Origin of the sequence: Flavobacterium sp. (assembly GCF_031409475.1) — a bacterium.
Lineage (GTDB): Bacteria > Bacteroidota > Bacteroidia > Flavobacteriales > Flavobacteriaceae > Flavobacterium.
In genome coordinates this window covers 52,977-73,021 of record NZ_JANNXH010000014.1, presented here as the reverse complement: position 1 = coordinate 73,021, position 20,045 = coordinate 52,977, and the positions used below count along the sequence as shown (strand labels likewise).

The following is a 20,045-nucleotide window of genomic DNA, read 5'->3' as shown; positions in this document are numbered from 1 at the left end:
AAAACCCATATTTATATGAGTTTTAGGATTTATACCCGTTACCCGTTCCGATTTTTTATATAACTATATAATTAGCACTTCAAAAATTTTGTTTGAAGTTTAGAGAAGTAATTCGAGGTGTTTTGTAGAGACGTTGCAGTGCAACATCGGTATCTTGTAGACGTTGCACTGCAACGTCTCTACAAAAATAAAATCAATTTTTAATTGCAAATAAATCAATAGTAAAGACTATGATGAATACTAGAAATAATAACAACAATAAAGATAAGAATCCTGTAAAAAGGTTCAACAAAATTTCGATAGGACTAGCTTCTCCTGAATCTATCTTGAAAGAATCAAGAGGTGAAGTTTTGAAACCAGAAACTATCAATTATAGAACACACAAACCAGAACGTGATGGTCTTTTCTGCGAAAGAATTTTCGGACCTGTAAAAGATTTCGAATGTGCTTGTGGTAAATATAAAAGAATTCGCTACAAAGGAATCATTTGTGACCGTTGTGGTGTTGAAGTTACTGAGAAAAAAGTACGTAGAGACAGAGTAGGACACATCAATCTTGTTGTGCCAATTGCCCACATCTGGTATTTCCGTTCTCTTCCAAATAAAATTGGTTACATATTAGGACTTCCGTCTAAGAAATTAGATATGATTATCTACTACGAAAGATATGTAGTAATCCAAGCTGGTATTGCTCATACTCCAGAAGGAGAACCAGTACAAAGATTAGATTTCTTGACAGAAGAAGAGTATTTGAACATTTTGGATACACTTCCTGCTGATAATCAATATTTAGATGATTTTGATCCAAATAAATTTGTTGCCAAAATGGGCGCAGAATGTATTATGGACTTGTTGGCTCGTATCGACTTAGATGCACTTTCTTATGAATTGCGTCACTCTGCGAACAACGAAACGTCTAAACAACGTAAAACAGAAGCCTTAAAAAGATTGCAAGTTGTAGAATCTTTCCGTGAGTCTAACTTGAACCGTGAGAATCGTCCGGAATGGATGATTATGAAAGTAGTTCCTGTAATCCCACCAGAATTGCGTCCGCTTGTGCCTCTTGATGGTGGTCGTTTTGCTACTTCAGATTTAAATGATTTGTACCGTCGTGTAATTATACGTAACAATCGTTTGAAAAGATTGATGGAGATTAAAGCTCCAGAAGTGATCTTAAGAAACGAAAAACGTATGTTGCAAGAATCAGTAGATTCACTTTTTGATAATACACGTAAAGCATCTGCAGTAAAAACAGAATCAAACCGTCCGTTGAAATCACTTTCGGATTCGCTTAAAGGAAAACAAGGTCGTTTCCGTCAAAATTTACTTGGAAAACGTGTGGATTATTCTGCTCGTTCAGTAATTGTTGTTGGGCCTGAATTGAAATTGTTCGAATGTGGTATCCCTAAAGATATGGCATCTGAATTATACAAACCTTTTGTTATCCGTAAATTGATAGAAAGAGGTATAGTAAAAACGGTTAAATCAGCTAAAAAAATAATTGACAAAAAAGAGCCAGTAGTTTGGGATATCCTTGAGAATGTTATCAAAGGTCACCCAATATTACTGAATCGTGCTCCTACTTTGCACAGACTAGGTATTCAAGCTTTCCAACCAAAATTAATTGAAGGAAAAGCAATCCAATTGCACCCTTTAGTGTGTACTGCATTTAATGCGGATTTTGATGGGGATCAAATGGCAGTTCACTTGCCACTTGGACCAGAAGCTATTCTTGAAGCACAATTGTTAATGTTGGCTTCTCACAATATTTTGAATCCAGCAAATGGCGCTCCAATTACGGTACCTTCTCAAGACATGGTATTGGGTCTATATTATATGACCAAAGAGCGTTTGTCTACTCCAGAAATGAAAATTTTAGGAGAAGGTTTAACTTTTTATTCTGCTGAAGAAACTAATATTGCCTTAAACGAAGGCCGTTTAGAATTGAATGCTCGAGTGAAAATTCGTGCCAAAGATTATAACGAAGCAGGTGAATTGGTTTACAAAATTATTCAAACAACAGCTGGTAGAGTTTTATTTAACGAAGTAGTTCCAGAAGCTGCAGGATATATCAATGATGTATTGACCAAGAAAAATTTGAGAGACATTATCGGACACGTTTTAAGCGTTACCAATGTACCTACAACGGCAGCCTTTTTGGATAATATGAAAGACATGGGATACAAATTTGCCTTTAAAGGTGGATTGTCATTCTCATTGGGAGATATTAGAATTCCGGATGAAAAACCAAAATTAATAGCAGATGCTAGAGAGCAAGTTGAAGGAATTTCTGCGAATTATAATATGGGTCTTATTACCAATAACGAACGTTACAACCAAGTTATTGATGTATGGACTTCAACAAATGCACAGCTTACAGAAACCGCAATGAAAAATATTAGAGAAGACCAACAAGGTTTTAACTCGGTATATATGATGCTTGATTCTGGTGCGCGTGGATCTAAAGAGCAAATTCGTCAGTTAACAGGTATGCGTGGTTTGATGGCTAAGCCAAAAAAATCTACTGCTGGTGGTGGTGAAATTATCGAAAACCCAATTCTTTCTAACTTTAAAGAAGGACTGTCGATTTTAGAATATTTCATTTCTACCCACGGTGCTCGTAAAGGTCTTGCAGATACGGCTTTGAAAACGGCTGATGCGGGTTACTTAACTCGTAGATTACATGATGTTTCTCAAGATGTTATTGTGAATACTGTTGATTGTGGAACTTTAAGAGGTGTTGAAGTTTCAGCATTGAAAAAGAATGAAGAAATTGTAGAAACTTTAGGTGAAAGAATTTTAGGACGTGTAACCTTGCAAGATGTTATCAATCCTTTGACAAATGAAGTTATCATTGAATCTGGGCAACAAATCACAGAAGCATACATGAAATTAATTGAGGCTTCTCCAATTGAAAAATTAGAGGTACGATCTCCGTTAACTTGTGAAGCCTTAAAAGGTATTTGTGCAAAATGTTACGGAAGAAACTTAGCAACAGGAAAAATGACCCAAAAAGGAGAAGCAGTTGGTGTAATTGCCGCTCAATCCATTGGAGAACCAGGAACACAGTTAACCCTTCGTACGTTCCACGTTGGTGGAGTTGCAGGAGGAATTTCTGAAGAGTCAAGTATTGTTACTCGTTTTGGAGGAAAATTAGAAATCGAAGATTTAAAAACGGTTAAAGGAGAAGATAATGATGGCAATGCAGTAGACATTGTAGTCTCACGATCTACCGAACTTAAATTAATTGATGGTAAAACAGGAATTCTATTGAGTACAAACAATATTCCTTATGGTTCAAGTATCTTTGTTAAAGACGGCGAAGTAGTTACAAAAGGAACAACTATCTGTAAATGGGATCCATATAATGGCGTAATTGTTTCTGAATTTACAGGAAAAATTGCTTACGAAGATTTAGAGCAAGGACAATCATTCATGGTTGAAATTGATGAGCAAACTGGTTTCCAAGAAAAAGTAATTTCGGAGTCTAGAGCCAAAAAATTAATCCCTACATTATTAGTTTACGGTAAAGATGGTGATTTAATCCGTTCTTATAACTTACCTGTTGGTGCTCACTTAATGGTAGAAAATGGTGAGAAGATTAAAGCAGGTAAAGTATTGGTTAAAATCCCACGTCGTTCTTCTAAATCAGGAGATATTACTGGAGGTTTACCAAGAATTACCGAATTGCTTGAAGCGCGTAACCCTTCGAACCCAGCAGTAGTTTCTGAAATTGATGGTGTGGTTTCTTTTGGAAAAATCAAAAGAGGAAACCGTGAGATCGTTATTGAATCTAAATTTGGTGAGGTTAAGAAATATTTAGTTAAACTTTCTAGCCAAATCTTGGTTCAAGAAAATGACTTCGTAAGAGCAGGTGTTCCATTGTCTGATGGTGCAATTACTCCAGAAGATATTTTGAGAATTCAAGGTCCAGCTGCTGTTCAACAGTATTTGGTAAATGAAATTCAAGAAGTATACCGTTTGCAAGGGGTAAAAATAAACGACAAACACTTTGAAGTAGTAATACGTCAGATGATGCGTAAAGTAAGAGTTCAAGATCCAGGAGACACTTTGTTCCTAGAAGAACAATTGATTCATACCAAAGATTTTATCCTTGAAAATGATAAATTATACGGAATGAAGGTAGTTGAAGATGCTGGTGATTCAAGTGCTTTAAAACCAGGTCAGATAATTACTCCACGCGAATTGCGTGATGAAAATTCGTTATTGAAACGTACAGATAGTAATCTAGTTGTGGCACGTGATGTTATTACTGCAACAGCAACTCCTGTATTGCAAGGTATTACGAGAGCTTCGCTTCAAACAAAATCGTTCATCTCGGCTGCATCGTTCCAAGAAACCACTAAAGTATTGAACGAAGCTGCAGTAGCAGGTAAAATTGATTACTTAGAAGGATTGAAAGAAAACGTAATTGTTGGTCATAGAATTCCTGCAGGAACGGGTATGAGAGAATATGATCATACTATTGTAGGTTCAAACGAAGACTATAATGAAATGATGGCTAACAAAGAAGAGTATATATACTAATTTATTTAAGGTTATGAGCAAACAACAAGAACAACAGATAGATATAGAGTTAGATGAGAAAACAGCCGAAGGAATTTATTCCAATTTAGCTATAATAAATCATTCTTCTTCAGAGTTTGTATTAGATTTTGTAAGTATCATGCCCGGTATTCCTAAAGCCAAAGTGAAATCAAGAATTGTCTTGACACCGCAACACGCCAAAAGGTTATTAAAAGCCATTGGAGAAAACATTCATCGTTTTGAAATCGCTCACGGCGAAATTAAAGACACCGAGCAACCTCCAATACCATTAAATTTTGGTCCCGCGGGACAAGCATAATTATAGAAAAGGCTCCAGAAATGGGGCCTTTTTATTTTGATTAAAAGCATTTTAAATAAATCGATTCCTTTATATTGAGTTCTATTACCGTTTTACTTTTGTTCCGAAGCGTCCGGATTACGGGAACAATTTTGTATAATTTGTCATTCTGACGCAGGAAGAATCTCAACAAAATTGGGCTACAAGATGAGATTTTTCCTGCGTCAGAATGACAAATTGCGGGTTAGTTTTTGTTGATAATTTCAAAACTAAAATGGTAAAAACATCTGTTTTTTGTAGTTTAAACGAGTTTTATGGTGCTTCATCGAAAATATTTTTTAGTAGAATGGTATTGATTTAGTTTTGACCTCAGATAAGAGATAAACAATTTATTTCTCTGTAAACAAAACAATTATGAATCATTTTTCTAAACAAAACGACACTAAAAAATTCACCACTATCTTTATAGTAATGGCATTTATAGTATTGTCAAACATGACTGCTTTTGGTCAGACTGTTTCAGAAAAAAATACAGATCAAAATGCTACAAGTTTAAAAAATGAGATTGTAAATAATACAGTTGAAATTAATACAACTAAACAACAAAATGCTACGACTGATTCAAATATGAATTTTGTATTATGGTTTATGGGTTCAAAACAAGATCCTAATACTACTATTTCTTCCGAAGCTACAAGTACAAAGAATAAAGTTAGAACTTCAGGTATTGCGCCAAATAGATTATTGATTAAAGCTTTTTTGAAAAAAGCTACAAACTTTGAAACTACAATAGTTTAATTTTAACAACCCAAATTTTTAATTCATAAAAAAAACGCTAATTTTAATTAGCGTTTTTTTGTATAGGAATAAATTATGCAATAAAGACTACTCAAACTCCGATGTGAAAAACAATTTTACACTTGGGTATTTATTTTGGGTCATTTGAATTGTAAAATCAGAATCAGCAAGAAAAACCAATTGATTGTATTTGTCGTGTGCCAAGAATTTTTGCTTTATACGTCTAAATTCTCTAAACTCATCATTTTTTGAATCATCAGGTTTTACCCAACATGCCTTGTGAACCGGAAAATTTTCATAAGTACATTTAGCACCGTATTCATGCTCCAAGCGGTATTGAATCACTTCATATTGAAGCGCACCTACGGTTCCAATAATTTTTCTATTATTCATTTCGAGTGTAAATAATTGCGCCACACCTTCATCCATCAATTGGTCAATTCCTTTGTCAAGCTGTTTGGCTTTCATTGGATCGGCATTATTGATGTACCTGAAATGTTCTGGCGAGAAACTAGGAATTCCTTTAAAACTCATAATTTCACCTTCGGTCAATGTGTCGCCAATTTTAAAATTCCCCGTATCATGTAATCCCACAATATCACCTGGATAGGAAATGTCAACAATTTCTTTCTTTTCGGCAAAAAAGGCATTTGGACTCGAAAATTTTAAATTCTTTTTCTGGCGTACGTGATAATAGGGTTTGTTTCTTTCAAACGTGCCAGAAACGATTTTTATAAAAGCCAATCTATCTCGATGTTTAGGATCCATATTGGCATGGATTTTAAAAACAAAGCCACTCATTTTTTCTTCTTTTGGGTCCACTAATCGTGTCTCCGAATCCTTAGGTCTAGGCGATGGTGCAATAGCAACAAAACAATCCAAGAGTTCACGAACACCAAAATTATTTAACGCCGAACCAAAAAATACGGGTTGTAATTTTCCATCTAAATAATCCTGACGGTCAAATTTTGGATAAACTTCGTCAATCAATTCTAATTCTTCCCTTAGTTTATCGGCTGGTTTTTCGCCAATTATTTTTTCGAGTTCCGGATTTTTAACATCCTGAAAAGCAATAGTTTCTTCAATATTTTTTCGACTATCACCACTAAACAAATTAATGTTTTGTTCCCATAAATTATAGATTCCTTTAAAATCATATCCCATTCCTATTGGAAAACTCAAAGGTGTAACGGTCAAACCCAGTTTTTGCTCCACTTCGTCCATCAAGTCAAAAGCATCTTTTCCTTCTCTATCCAATTTATTGATAAAAACGATGATAGGAATTTTTCGCATTCTGCACACAGCAACCAATTTTTCGGTTTGTTCCTCGACACCTTTGGCAACATCAATCACAACAATTACACTATCAACGGCTGTTAAAGTTCTAAAAGTGTCTTCGGCAAAATCCTTGTGTCCCGGAGTATCTAGAATGTTTATTTTTTTTTCTTGATAATTAAATGCCAAAACCGAAGTAGAAACCGATATTCCTCTTTGACGTTCGATTTCCATAAAATCACTCGTGGCTCCTTTTTTGATTTTGTTGCTTTTTACAGCACCAGCTTCTTGAATGGCACCACCAAAAAGGAGTAATTTTTCAGTTAGTGTTGTTTTTCCAGCATCAGGATGCGAGATTATCCCAAAAGTTCTTCTTCGTTGTATTTCTTTTAAAAAGCTCATATTTATTGTAAATAGTTTGCAAAAGTACTATTTATAAATACCAATTCAAAAAGCAAATATTTAACCATGAATGGCTTCGATTTTCATTTTCTTTCTTTGGATATAAACCACTAAATATTTAAAAAACAGGCTCAAGTTATTTGGTTTTAAAAGATTATATCGATTTCGTTAATAACATTCAATGTTTTTATTAAATCGTTAATTTTAGAAATAATATATTTGTCGTATATAAATTTATAATTTTTTTATCCGTTCGGATTCGCTCGGATCAACTTTTAAAACCATAAAAATGAGTATCATTATCAAAATTCACGCAAGACAAATTTTCGATTCAAGAGGAAACCCAACAATAGAAGTAGATGTAATTACAGAAAATGGTGTTTTAGGTAGAGCAGCAGTTCCATCTGGAGCTTCAACTGGAAAATTCGAAGCGGTAGAATTGCGTGACGGTGGAAAAGCTTTTCTTGGAAAAGGAGTTCTCAAAGCGGTTGAAAATGTGAATACTAAAATTGCTCAAGAATTATTAGGAATATCAATTTTTGAACAAAACTTGATTGACCAAACCATGATAGAATTAGACGGTACACCAAATAAAGCAAATCTTGGAGCCAATGCCATTCTTGGAGTTTCTCTAGCAGTAGCAAAAGCGGCTGCAAATGAATTAGGATTGCCTTTGTATCGCTATATTGGTGGAGTTTCGGCAAATACATTGCCTGTTCCTATGATGAATATTATCAATGGCGGTTCCCATTCTGATGCGCCAATTGCATTCCAAGAATTTATGATTTTTCCAGTAAAAGCAACCTCTTTTACACATGCAATGCAAATGGGAACTGAGATTTTTCATAATCTTAAAAAAGTTTTGCACGATAGAGGATTGAGTACTGCAGTAGGTGACGAAGGAGGTTTTGCTCCAAATTTAGCTGGAGGAACGGAAGATGCTTTAGACACCATTAAATTAGCTGTTGAAACTGCGGGATATAAATTTGGAGACGAAATTATGGTGGCGCTAGATTGTGCAGCATCTGAATTTTATGTAAACGGAAAATACGATTACTCTAAATTTGAAGGCCCAACAGGAAAAATCAGAACTTCGGCAGAACAAGTAGATTATTTAGCAGAATTAGCAGCTAAATACCCTATTATTTCTATAGAAGACGGAATGGATGAAAACGACTGGGACGGATGGAAGTTGCTTACTGAAAAAATTGGACATAAAACACAATTAGTGGGTGATGATTTATTTGTAACTAATGTTGAACGTTTATCAACCGGAATCGAGAAAGGAATTGCCAATTCTATTTTGGTAAAAGTAAATCAAATAGGAACATTGACCGAAACAATTGCAGCCGTAAACATGGCCAAAAATGCAGGATATACATCAGTTATGTCACATCGTTCTGGAGAGACTGAGGACAATACCATTGCAGATTTAGCAGTAGCATTAAACTGTGGTCAAATAAAAACAGGTTCTGCATCGCGTTCAGATCGTATGGCAAAATACAATCAGCTTTTAAGAATCGAGGAAGAACTCGGGAATACAGCATATTTTCCTGGTGTTGCCGCTTTTAAAATAAAATAATTATCTAAAATAATTTTTATTACAGCCATTCTCTTATCAGGAATGGCTGTTTTTTTATATTTAACAATTTCATTGTATTATTCTCTTTTTATTTAATATGAAATTCATTAAATTTGGTAAATTATTATAGTAATAGTTAAATTTTCAAAATATACAATGTCAAAAATAGCAACATTAGAAATAGACGGCAAAAAATATGAGTTTCCAATAATTGTTGGTAACGAAAATGAAGTTGCCATAGATATCAACAAATTACGTGATTTATCGGGCGCAATAACACTTGATCCGGGTTATAAAAATTCCGGTTCTTGTACTAGTAAAATTACCTTTCTGGATGGCGAAGATGGTATTTTGCGTTATAGAGGTTATGCAATTGAAGACTTAGCTGATGATGCTGATTTTCTTGAAGTTTCTTATCTTTTAATCTTTGGAGAATTACCTACTTCTAGTCAGCTGGCTCAATTTGAGACTGACATTAGAAAGTATACTTTGATTAATGAAGAAATGAAAAACATTATAGATGGTTTTCCAAAAACGGCTCATCCTATGGGCGTTTTATCTGCATTAACAAGTGCTTTAACCGCTTTTAATCCAAAATCAGTTAATCCTGATAATGAAAAAGAATTGTACGAAGCAGTGTGTAAAACAATGGGAAAATTTCTTGTTATTGCAACTTGGACATATAGAAAAAGCATGGGATATCCTTTAAATTATTATGATAATACCAAAGGATATGTCGAGAATTTTATGCGTTTAATGTTTGAATTGCCTACAGAGCCATACAAAGCAAACCCTATAATAATTGATGCATTAGATAAATTATTTATTCTTCATGGCGATCATGAGCAAAATTGTTCTACCTCGACCGTTCGTATGGTTGGCTCTTCACATGCAGGATTGTTTGCTTCAATATCTGCAGGAGTTTCAGCACTTTGGGGACCATTGCACGGTGGCGCAAATCAAGCTGTACTCGAAATGTTAGAAGAAATTCACGCAAACGGTGGCGATGCCGATAAGTACATGGCTAAAGCTAAAGACAAAGAAGATCCTTTTAGATTAATGGGTTTTGGTCATAGAGTGTATAAAAACTTTGACCCTAGAGCAAAAATTATTAAAAAAGCAGCTGATGAAGTTTTAAATACTTTAGGCGTAAATGATCCAATTTTAGCTATCGCAAAAAAACTAGAACAAGCAGCTCTTGTTGATGAATATTTTGTTTCCAGAAAATTATACCCCAACGTAGATTTCTATTCCGGAATTATATATCGTGCACTAGGAATTCCTACAGATATGTTTACTGTGTTATTTGCAATAGGTCGTCTTCCAGGTTGGATTGCACAATGGAAAGAAATGAGAGAAAATAAAGAACCTATAGGTCGCCCAAGGCAAATATATACAGGGTATGCTTTAAGAGATTTTAAAACAATCGATAAACGATAAATTCAATAATAAAGCCTCGCAATTAGCGAGGCTTTTTTTATCTTTGAAAAAAGTTAACATCAAATGCTTGAATTGAATATAAAGAATGAAACTGCTAGATTACGGGCTGTTATTTTAGGTTCGGCATTGCAAAACGGACCAACTCCAACGGTTGAAGAAGCTTACGATCCAAAATCTTTAGAACACATAATTGCTGGAACATATCCATTAGAGGAAGCTATGCTTCAAGAAATGGAAGCTTTCAACAAAGTGTTTCAAAAATATAATATAACAGTTTACCGACCAGAAATGATTGAAAACTACAATCAAATATTTGCTCGAGACATAGGTTTTGTAATTGATGATGTATTTATAAAATCGAACATTTTGCCTGATAGAGAGCGAGAATTAGAGGCGATTCAGTATATAATAGAACAATTTAACCCAATTAAAGTAGTTCGCCCACCAGAGCAAGTTCATATCGAAGGCGGTGATGTCATGTTGTGGAAGGACTATGTTTTTATTGGAACTTATAAAGGAAGTGATTATGCATCGTATATCACGGCAAGAACAAATATGCACGGAGTACAGTATATAAAAGATTTATTTCCGAATAAAATTGTTAAAGAATTTGATTTAGTAAAATCAAAAATCGAAGCGCGAGATAATGCCTTGCACTTAGATTGTTGTTTCCAACCCGTAGGTAATGATAAAGGAATAATTTATAAAAGAGGTTTTCGAGAAGAGGCCGATTATATGTTTCTCGTGAATCTTTTTGGTGAAGCAAATCTGTTTCATATTACTAGAAAAGAAATGTATCACATGAATTCTAATGTTTTTTCTATTGATACCAATGTAGTTGTTTCTGAGCGAAAATTCAAAAGACTCAATAAATGGTTGCGATCCAAAGGTATTGTAGTAGAGGAAATACCGTATGCCGAAATTGCAAAACAAGAAGGATTATTACGATGTTCTACGTTGCCGTTGATTAGGGAATAAAATAATTATAATCGTAGAGACGTTGCAATGCAACGTCTCTACTCTACAAAAAAAATATACAAAAAAATGAAACAAACCACCAATTCCATTTTAATGATTCGCCCAGTGGCGTTTAGAATGAACGAACAAACAGCAGTAAATAATTACTATCAAAAAGTACTCGACGGACTCTCGCCAGAGACTGTAAATGCTAGAGCACAAGAAGAGTTTGATACTTTTGTAAACAAACTCAAAATGGTTGGTATTGATGTTACTGTTGTTCAAGACACAGTAACGCCAGATACTCCAGACAGTATTTTTCCAAACAATTGGATTTCTTTTCACGAAAGTGGCGATGTGGTTTTATATCCTATGTTTGCAGAAAATAGGAGAGAAGAACGCAGAGAGGATATTTTAGAAATTCTTGAAGACAAAGGTTTCCTAATAAGTGATTTTATTACGGATTATACTGCAGCCGAAGAAGACGGTTTTTACCTTGAAGGCACTGGAAGTTTACTTTTAGATAGAGAAAATGGCAAAGCCTATTGTGCACTTTCTCCTCGAGCAGACGAAGAATTGTTTATAGAATTTTGTGAAGATTTTGAGTTTACACCCGTGATTTTCGAAGCTTTTCAAACCGTAAACGGAGAACGAAAACTAATTTATCATACCAATGTAATGATGTGTCTTGGCGCAACTTACGCTGTAATTTGTGCTGATTGTATTGATGACAAAAAAGAGCGTAAAATGGTTCTGGATAGTTTGAGAGGAGACGAAAAAGAGGTAATTCTTATTACTGAAGCACAAGTCAATAATTTTGCAGGAAACATGCTCGAATTAAAAGGAACAGACGACAGACGCTATTTAATAATGAGTAAATCGGCACATCAAAGTTTAACCAAAAAGCAAATTGCGCAACTCGAAGAGCATGTTACGATTTTGAGTTCGAGTTTAGATACTATTGAAGCATGTGGTGGCGGAAGCGCAAGGTGTATGATGGCGGAAATTTTCTTACCAAAAGAGGATTAGTTAAATACCTCTAATAATACTCAAAATAGCGCTAATAATATATTGAACACCAATTGCAATTGTTAGAAAACCAATAATTCTTGAAATTGCAACTATACCTGAGGTTCCAAGAATTTTAGAAAGGTAATGGGCGCTTTTTAGCATTAAATAAATTATTAATGATACGGCTAAAATTGCTAAACAGGATGCAATAATATCATTTGAAGAATGATGTTCTTGGTAAAAAGTTATCAATAATGATATTGAGCCCGGACCAGCGAGCATAGGCATTGCAAGCGGAGTGAGCGCAATATCATTCCGAACTTTTATTTCTTGCTCTACTTTTTTATTGATCCCTTTGTTTTTATTAAATTTACCATTAAGCAAAGAAAAACCGGAACTTGTAATAATAATTCCACCTGTAATTCTCAAGGCATTTATTGTAATTCCAAAAAATGAAAGTACATATTGACCGATAAAAAAAGAAATTATCAAAATTATAAAAACATTAATAGAAGTCCAAAGTGAAATTCGAGAACGTTCTGTTTTTGTGTCATTTTGAGTCAATCCAACAAAAATAGGAACTGTGCCTATTGGATTAAGAACAGAAAATAACGCTACAAAAAGATATATAAAAAGTTCCATAGTTTTTAGTGCAAATTTACCACCTATTGTGAGAGCAAAGTTAAACTTTAAAATAACGTATCGTTAAAATTTAAAAAAAAAATCAATCCAATTTTTGTACTTTTGCCAAATGAAAAATAAAAAAACTGTAGTGCTTGGAGCAAGCGTAAAACCAGATAAATATTCCCATTTAGCGATAACAATGTTAGTAGATAAAGGACATTCGGTACTTGCAATAGGTCAAAACACAGGCGAGGTTGCAGGTATAAAAATTAATACAAAAGCAATTCCGCTAAAAAACATTGATACTATTACATTATACTTAAACTCAGCACGGCAACGCGATTACTACAATTATATCGTAGAGGCAAAACCAAAACGAGTAATTTTCAATCCTGGAACCGAAAATCCTGAATTTTATCAATTGTTGCAGTTGAACAACATTAAGGTTGAGGTTGCATGTACGCTGGTTTTATTAACCACAAATCAGTATTAAATAAAGTTTTTTAAATTAATTTTAAATAAGTTTTACCCTTTATGGAATTTTCATCAAAACTATTAGAAAAAGCGGTAAACGAAATGGCACAACTGCCAGGAATTGGTAAACGAACCGCTTTGAGATTGGTCTTGCACTTGCTGAAACAACCCAAAGAAAGAACAAATTTTCTAGCCCAAGCTTTGACCACAATGCGAGATGAAGTAAAATTTTGTGAAAGTTGCCATAATATTTCTGATGTTGAAATTTGCGAAATCTGCTCCAATAATAAAAGAAATCACGCCGTTATTTGCGTCGTCGAGGATATTCGCGATGTTATGGCTATTGAAAACACGGGACAGTTCAGAGGGATTTATCACGTTCTTGGCGGAAAAATTTCGCCTATTGATGGTGTTGGCCCAAGCCAATTAAATATCAACTCATTAGTCAACAAGGTAAAATTAGGAAATGTGACCGAAATTATTTTTGCTTTAAGCTCCACAATGGAAGGAGACACAACAAATTTTTATATCTACAAACAAATTCAAGATTGCGATGTAATTACTTCAACTATTGCAAGAGGAATATCCGTTGGAGACGAATTAGAATATGCAGATGAAGTCACTCTTGGCAGAAGTATTTTGCAAAGAGTACCATTCGAAAAGTCATTAAAAAACAATTAATTTATTTTAATAAATAGCAATATTTTTAAAATAGTAAATGAAAAGCTATATTTGTTTCAAAAATATAAAAATGAGCAAGTTCAAACTCTATTTATGGTTGTTTAGTACACTTTTTTTGACTTCCTGTATCTCAAATAAAGATATTATTTATTTGCAGAAAAAGAATGATTCCCCAGCCGAAAGTACCATTTCTGCCTTTATATCAAAACCCTATCGATTGCAAACAAATGATGTTTTAAGTATTTCAATTAAAGCAAATGACCCCAAATTAGTTACCATTTTTAACACTACAAATCAAGGCGAAGCAGGAAAATCGGATTCAGGTTTATATTTTGATGGTTTTACTGTAGATGACCATGGGAATATTAGATTCCCTGTTTTGGGCGAAATAAACGTAATTGGTTTTACTCTTGACGAAGTTAGAATTAAAATAGAAAAGCAATTATTGGACGAATATTTTAATAAAGAAGCTAATATTTTTGTAATTGTAAAATTAGCAGGATTTAAATATACTATGAATGGTGAAATAGGAAGTCCAGGAACCAAAACCCTATTTCAGGATCATGTAAATATTTTGGAAGCTGTTGCAAATGCGGGTGATATAACTTTAACAGGAAATAGAAAAGCAGTAACAATAATTAGGCAATTATCTTCGGGAACTGAAATGCACGACATCGATCTTACTGATATTAATGTCATGAAATCACCTTATTTTTATTTGCAACCTAACGATTATATTTACATCAAACCACTCAAACAAAAATCTTGGGGAACAGGAAAAACGGGTATCGAGTCTATTGGAACCATAGTTACATTACTTTCGTTAGGCACAACAATTTTTTTATTATTAAAAAATTAAATAGAGTTCAAAAATGCTAGATATAAAAGATTTTTCGATTTTTGAAAGTCAAACAAGCTTCGATTTTAAGGGATTAATAAGAAAAATTGGAAGTTATTGGAGATGGTTTCTCTTAAGTCTTATTATTACCTTCACCATGGCTTATCAAGTCAACATACGTAAAGAAAAAATTTACGTTATGGAAACACTCATTTCTGTAAAGGAAGAAAGTAATCCTCTTTTTACATCCAGCACAAGTTTAGTTTTTAATTGGGGAGGAACATCAGATCAAGTTCAAACTATTTCAAATACTTTTCAATCTAGATCTCATAATGAGTTAGTGGTAGAAAAACTGCAATATTATATTAATTATTATGTTCAAGGAAAATACAAAATTGTTGATGCTTACGGTGCAGTACCATTTTATGTAAACATAGATAAATCTAAAGGACAACTTTCGGGAAACCTCATCAGCATTACCTTTTTGACTGAAAATGAATATGAAATAAAAATACCTTTTGGCAGTAGCAATGCTTCTTTAATAACCTATGCTAATAATACTTACAGCAATACAGCTGTTGAAATTGGGGATTTTGTCAAAAAATATAAAGTTGGTGAACAAGTTTCTTTGCCTTTTTTAAATTGGAAATTGCAAATAAAAGACAATCCAGGATTTTATAAAGGCAATCAATATTTTGTACAATTTGGTGATTTTGATGGAACCGTTTCTGCATACAGAGGCATAAATGTTAGATCAGATGATAAAGGAGGTTCTCTAATCACACTGGGAATGCAAGGAACTAACAAAGCCAGAATGGTCGAATATTTGAATGCGACTGTAAATGTACTCATCAAAAGACAACTAGACGATAAAAATAGATTTGCAACTAATACAATCGCTTTTATAGACAGTACACTTATTGATATGGAATCTAAACTCAAGCAAACTGGCGAAGAGTTAAAACTATTTAGAAAAGATAAAAACATATTTGATGTAGAAGATGGTGGCGCTAAATTTTCAGGTCAAATACTTGAGTTTGATATCAAGAAAGACGAAGTTATTCGAAAAGTAACCTATTACAATTCCTTAAAAACGTATTTAAAAAACAGCGTTGACTATGCAAAACTTCCAGCGCCATCTGTAGCCGGAATCGATGATCCAAATGTAGTTGCGAATGTTTCCAAATTAATATCATTATCTACACAAAGATCAGAAATGGCTTATGCTGTAAAAAGTGATAAGATTTTTAAGGATTTTGACAATCAAATGGAAGCAATAAAAAAAGTATTGCTAGAGAATATTGCCACTGCAAAAGCATCGTTACAATATGATTTAACGGTTGTAAACAGCAAAATTAATGAAACCGAAAGCACCATAAAACAACTTCCAGAAGACCAACAAGAGCTCATTAAAATAAAAAGAAAATACGATTTAAGCGATAATATTTACAGTACTTTTCTTCAAAAACGAAGTGAAGCTGATATTGTTAAAGCAGCAAACCTATCGGATATCCATTTTATAGACCCAGCAAAAGATATAGGTGGAGGACAAATTGGACCTAAAACAACCGTAAATTATGTACTCGCTTTATTTTTAGGAATACTAATACCGCTTCTAGCCGTTTTTGGGATTTTCCTTGTTAATAATGCGATTCTGAATACAGATGATATTAATAAATTAACTCATTTACCTTTAATTGGTGTTATAGGAATAAATCGGGAACCTACAAATTTGGCGGTTTTTGATAAACCTAAATCCGCTTTGTCTGAATCCTTCAGGGCAATTCGTTCCTCGCTTCAGTTTTTATACAAACAACAGCAGCATGAAGGAGCAAAAACCCTTATGATAACTTCATCCGTCAGTGGTGAGGGAAAAACATTTTGTTCTATTAATATTGCAACAATTTTTGCATTAAGTGGCAAAAAGACGGTTATCATTGGACTTGATTTGCGTAAACCAAAGTTGTTTGCAGAGTTTAATTTATCAAACGAAATAGGAATTGTGAATTATTTAATCAATCAAAAAAACGTTGATGAAATCATTCATCATACCAAAATCCCTAGTTTAGATATAATAGTTTCAGGTCCAGTTCCACCAAATCCGGCAGAGCTGATTATGAGTGATCGTATGAAAGTTTTAATAGACGAATTAAGTATGAAATACGATTATATCATACTTGATACACCACCGGTTGGTTTAGTTTCGGATGCATTAGAATTATCCCAGTATTGCGATGTTACACTTTATATCGTAAGGCAAAATTTCTCTAAAAAGGAAATGATAACACAGTTAAATAATAGGGTCAAGCGAGGGGAACTTAGCAATGTGAGCATCGTTCTGAATAGTTTTGAAAATAAAGCTAAATACGGAGCAAATTATGGCTATGGTTACGGTTATGGCTATGGTTACGGTACTTATTCAAATGGATACCATGACGAAGATGCACCAAGAAATATTTTCGAAAAAATAACTAAAAATCTAAAGAAAAAATTAAATCTGAAATAGGTTTGTTATCAAATAAACTATGAAAGCAGAACCATTAAAAACTATATTAATAACTGGTGGAGCAGGATTTATAGGTTCAAACCTCTGCGAATATTTTTTATCCAAAGAGTATAAAGTGGTTTGTTTAGATAATTTTGCCACGGGTTACCGACACAATCTCGACGATTTTATCTCTAATAACAACTTTCGTTTGATCGTGGGCGATATTCGGAATTTATCAGATTGTCAAAAAGCAGTTTCGGGCGTAGATTATGTTTTACATCAAGCCGCACTTGGCTCTGTGCCACGTTCTATTGTTGACCCAATTGCCACAAACGAAGTAAATGTTTCGGGTTTTTTGAATATGTTAGTGGCTTCACGCGATGCAAAAGTAAAACGATTTGTTTATGCAGCAAGTTCCTCAACCTATGGAGATTCACAAGATTTACCCAAGCTAGAAGACACCATTGGTAAACCACTTTCACCCTACGCCATCACAAAATATGTAAACGAATTGTATGCCGATATTTTCAGCAGAACTTATGGTTTAGAAACTATAGGTTTACGTTATTTCAATGTTTTTGGTCGGAAGCAAGATCCAAAAGGAGCTTATGCAGCTGTAATTCCAAAATTTGTAATGCAACTCATGCAGCTAGAAAGTCCCGTCATAAATGGCGACGGAAATTATTCACGTGATTTTACTTATATCGATAATGTAATTCAAATGAACGAATTGGCCATGATTTCACAAAATCCATCCGCAATTAATACCGTTTATAACACCGCTTTTGGAGACAGAAATACCTTGAATGAGTTAGTGGGTTTTTTAAAAGAATTTCTTGCCGAATATGATTCAAGAATTGCAGATGTTGCCATCGTTCATGGTAAAAATAGAGTAGGCGACATCCCACATTCGTTAGCCAGTATTGACAAAGCCAAAAAATTATTAAATTATAATCCAAAATATTCCATGCAAGAAGGATTGAAAGATGCCATAGATTGGTATTGGAAAAATATGTAGAGACGCGATTTATCGCGTCTACAAAATAATAGGTACAGACGCAATTAATCGCGTCTACAAAATAAAAGGTAGAGACGTGATCAATCGCGTCTACAAAATAATAGGTAGAGACGCGATTAATCGCGTCTATAAAATATTAGGTAGAGACGCGATTAATCGCGTCTGTACAGAAATTAAGTATATTTGCAATTTGAAAATAAAATAAATGAAAATTACAAAAATTTGTTGCATTGGTGCAGGATATGTTGGTGGTCCAACAATGGCGGTGATTGCACAAAAATGCCCACATATACAAGTAACCGTTGTTGATTTGAACAAAGAGCGAATCGATGCTTGGAATGACACAGACACCAATAATATTCCAATATACGAACCAGGATTAAGCACAATTGTAGCCGAAGCCAGAGGAAGAAATTTGTTTTTTTCGACCAATGTGGAACAAGCTATTGACGAAGCCCAAATTATTTTTATATCCGTAAATACACCCACAAAAACCTACGGAAAGGGAAAAGGCATGGCTGCTGATTTAAAATATATTGAATTGTGTGCCAGGCAAATTGCCAAAATTGCAAAAGACAACAAAATCGTAGTCGAAAAATCAACCTTGCCTGTTCGCACAGCCGAAGCCATAAAAAGTATTCTTGATAATACCGGAAATGGTGTCCAGTTCCAAATACTTTCAAACCCAGAATTTCTTGCCGAGGGAACAGCCGTTACAGATTTATTGAATCCAGATAGAATATTAATTGGTGGAGACGAATCTATTGAAGGTCAAAAAGCAATCACTTCACTTGTTGATGTGTATTCGAATTGGGTTTCCAAAGATAAAATATTGACTACAAATGTGTGGTCGTCTGAATTGTCAAAATTGACTGCCAATGCTTTTCTAGCACAACGAATATCCTCTATAAACGCCATGTCTGAACTTTGCGAAAAAACAGGTGCGAACATCACTGAAGTTGCTGACGCAATAGGCATGGATAGCAGGATAGGTTCAAAATTTCTTAAAGCCTCCGTTGGATTTGGAGGTTCTTGTTTTCAAAAGGATATTTTAAACTTAGTTTACATTGCTAAATCGTATGGATTGAATGAAGTAGCGGATTATTGGGAGCAAATAATTATTATGAACGACCATCAAAAAAAACGGTTTTCTAATAAAATAATTCAAACACTTTACAATACAGTAGCCGACAAAAAAATAACGTTTTTAGGTTGGGCTTTCAAGAAAGACACTAATGATACCAGAGAATCTGCGGCCATTTATGTTGCCAATGATTTGATAAGCGAACAAGCAAAAATTGCGGTTTATGACCCCAAAGTTTCCCTAAAAAAAATCCTTGCCGATTTAGATTATTTAGAAACAAGAACTTCCGTTGAAAACACAAACAGTCTAACTTCATTCGACAATCCCTATGAAGCCTGTAAAAACGCCCATGCAATAGCCATACTCACTGAGTGGGATGAATTTAAAGATTATGATTGGCAAAAAATATACGATTCCATGCAAAAACCAGCCTTTGTATTCGATGGACGAAACTTACTAAACAGTCAACAATTAAAAGCAATTGGCTTTGTTTATCAAGCGATTGGTTCTTAAAAATTAGCATGCTTT

General features: G+C 34.0%; 15 protein-coding genes. 13 read left to right on the top strand and 2 right to left on the bottom strand.

The window, feature by feature from the left end; all coding sequences use genetic code 11:
• Positions 1 to 230: 230 nt before the first annotated feature.
• From rpoC to RMO53_RS02785, 3 genes are all read left to right on the top strand, one after another.
• Entirely contained in the window at positions 231 to 4,547 is a 4,317-nt protein-coding gene (gene rpoC / locus RMO53_RS02795) for a DNA-directed RNA polymerase subunit beta' (protein ID WP_310377849.1), read from the top strand.
• A gap of 13 nt (positions 4,548 to 4,560) precedes the next feature.
• The gene (locus RMO53_RS02790) at positions 4,561 to 4,866 is read left to right on the top strand and encodes a DUF3467 domain-containing protein (RefSeq protein ID WP_310377847.1); all 306 of its coding nucleotides are present in this window, start codon (positions 4,561 to 4,563) and stop codon (positions 4,864 to 4,866) included.
• A gap of 393 nt (positions 4,867 to 5,259) precedes the next feature.
• A complete protein-coding gene (locus tag RMO53_RS02785) occupies positions 5,260 to 5,643 on the top strand; it encodes a hypothetical protein (protein WP_310377845.1) in 384 nt (127 codons plus the stop codon).
• An 87-nt stretch (positions 5,644 to 5,730) separates the two neighbouring features.
• Here the strand turns inward: RMO53_RS02785 and RMO53_RS02780 are convergent, their stop codons facing one another.
• The gene (locus RMO53_RS02780) at positions 5,731 to 7,320 is read right to left on the bottom strand and encodes a peptide chain release factor 3 (protein WP_310377844.1); all 1,590 of its coding nucleotides are present in this window, start codon (positions 7,318 to 7,320) and stop codon (positions 5,731 to 5,733) included.
• A 289-nt stretch (positions 7,321 to 7,609) separates the two neighbouring features.
• Here RMO53_RS02780 and eno point away from each other — a divergent pair, with 289 nt between their 5' ends.
• The 4 genes from eno (at position 7,610) to ctlX (ending at position 12,328) form a co-directional block, all read left to right on the top strand.
• Positions 7,610 to 8,902 carry a phosphopyruvate hydratase gene (gene eno / locus RMO53_RS02775; protein WP_310377842.1) on the top strand — a complete coding sequence of 431 codons (1,293 nt, stop codon included), beginning with the start codon at positions 7,610 to 7,612 and terminating at the stop codon, positions 8,900 to 8,902.
• A 156-nt stretch (positions 8,903 to 9,058) separates the two neighbouring features.
• A complete protein-coding gene (locus tag RMO53_RS02770; RefSeq protein ID WP_310377840.1) occupies positions 9,059 to 10,342 on the top strand; it encodes a citrate synthase in 1,284 nt (427 codons plus the stop codon).
• A gap of 63 nt (positions 10,343 to 10,405) precedes the next feature.
• Complete coding sequence (locus tag RMO53_RS02765) at positions 10,406 to 11,320, top strand: arginine deiminase family protein (protein ID WP_310377838.1); 915 nt, start codon at positions 10,406 to 10,408, stop codon at positions 11,318 to 11,320.
• 66 nt (positions 11,321 to 11,386) lie between these two features.
• Positions 11,387 to 12,328, top strand: a complete 942-nt coding sequence (gene ctlX / locus RMO53_RS02760) for a citrulline utilization hydrolase CtlX (protein WP_310377835.1) — start codon at positions 11,387 to 11,389, stop codon at positions 12,326 to 12,328.
• Here ctlX and RMO53_RS02755 read toward each other — a convergent pair whose 3' ends face one another.
• Positions 12,329 to 12,952 carry a MarC family NAAT transporter gene (locus RMO53_RS02755; protein WP_310377833.1) on the bottom strand — a complete coding sequence of 208 codons (624 nt, stop codon included), beginning with the start codon at positions 12,950 to 12,952 and terminating at the stop codon, positions 12,329 to 12,331.
• A gap of 109 nt (positions 12,953 to 13,061) precedes the next feature.
• Between RMO53_RS02755 and RMO53_RS02750 the strand changes: the two genes are divergently transcribed.
• From RMO53_RS02750 to RMO53_RS02725, 6 genes are all read left to right on the top strand, one after another.
• On the top strand, positions 13,062 to 13,427 hold the full coding sequence (locus RMO53_RS02750) for a CoA-binding protein (protein ID WP_310377831.1): 366 nt from the start codon (positions 13,062 to 13,064) through the stop codon (positions 13,425 to 13,427).
• Positions 13,428 to 13,468: 41 nt separating this feature from the next.
• Positions 13,469 to 14,089, top strand: a complete 621-nt coding sequence (gene recR / locus RMO53_RS02745; protein ID WP_310377830.1) for a recombination mediator RecR — start codon at positions 13,469 to 13,471, stop codon at positions 14,087 to 14,089.
• 70 nt (positions 14,090 to 14,159) lie between these two features.
• Positions 14,160 to 14,948, top strand: a complete 789-nt coding sequence (locus tag RMO53_RS02740) for a polysaccharide biosynthesis/export family protein (RefSeq protein WP_310377828.1) — start codon at positions 14,160 to 14,162, stop codon at positions 14,946 to 14,948.
• A 13-nt stretch (positions 14,949 to 14,961) separates the two neighbouring features.
• Positions 14,962 to 17,433 (top strand): polysaccharide biosynthesis tyrosine autokinase, encoded by a 2,472-nt coding sequence (locus RMO53_RS02735; protein ID WP_310377827.1) that lies wholly within the window; start codon positions 14,962 to 14,964, stop codon positions 17,431 to 17,433.
• A gap of 19 nt (positions 17,434 to 17,452) precedes the next feature.
• Entirely contained in the window at positions 17,453 to 18,433 is a 981-nt protein-coding gene (locus RMO53_RS02730) for an SDR family oxidoreductase (RefSeq protein ID WP_310377826.1), read from the top strand.
• Between the two features lie 205 nt (positions 18,434 to 18,638).
• Positions 18,639 to 20,030, top strand: a complete 1,392-nt coding sequence (locus RMO53_RS02725) for a UDP-glucose 6-dehydrogenase (RefSeq protein ID WP_310377825.1) — start codon at positions 18,639 to 18,641, stop codon at positions 20,028 to 20,030.
• Positions 20,031 to 20,045 lie beyond the last annotated feature (15 nt).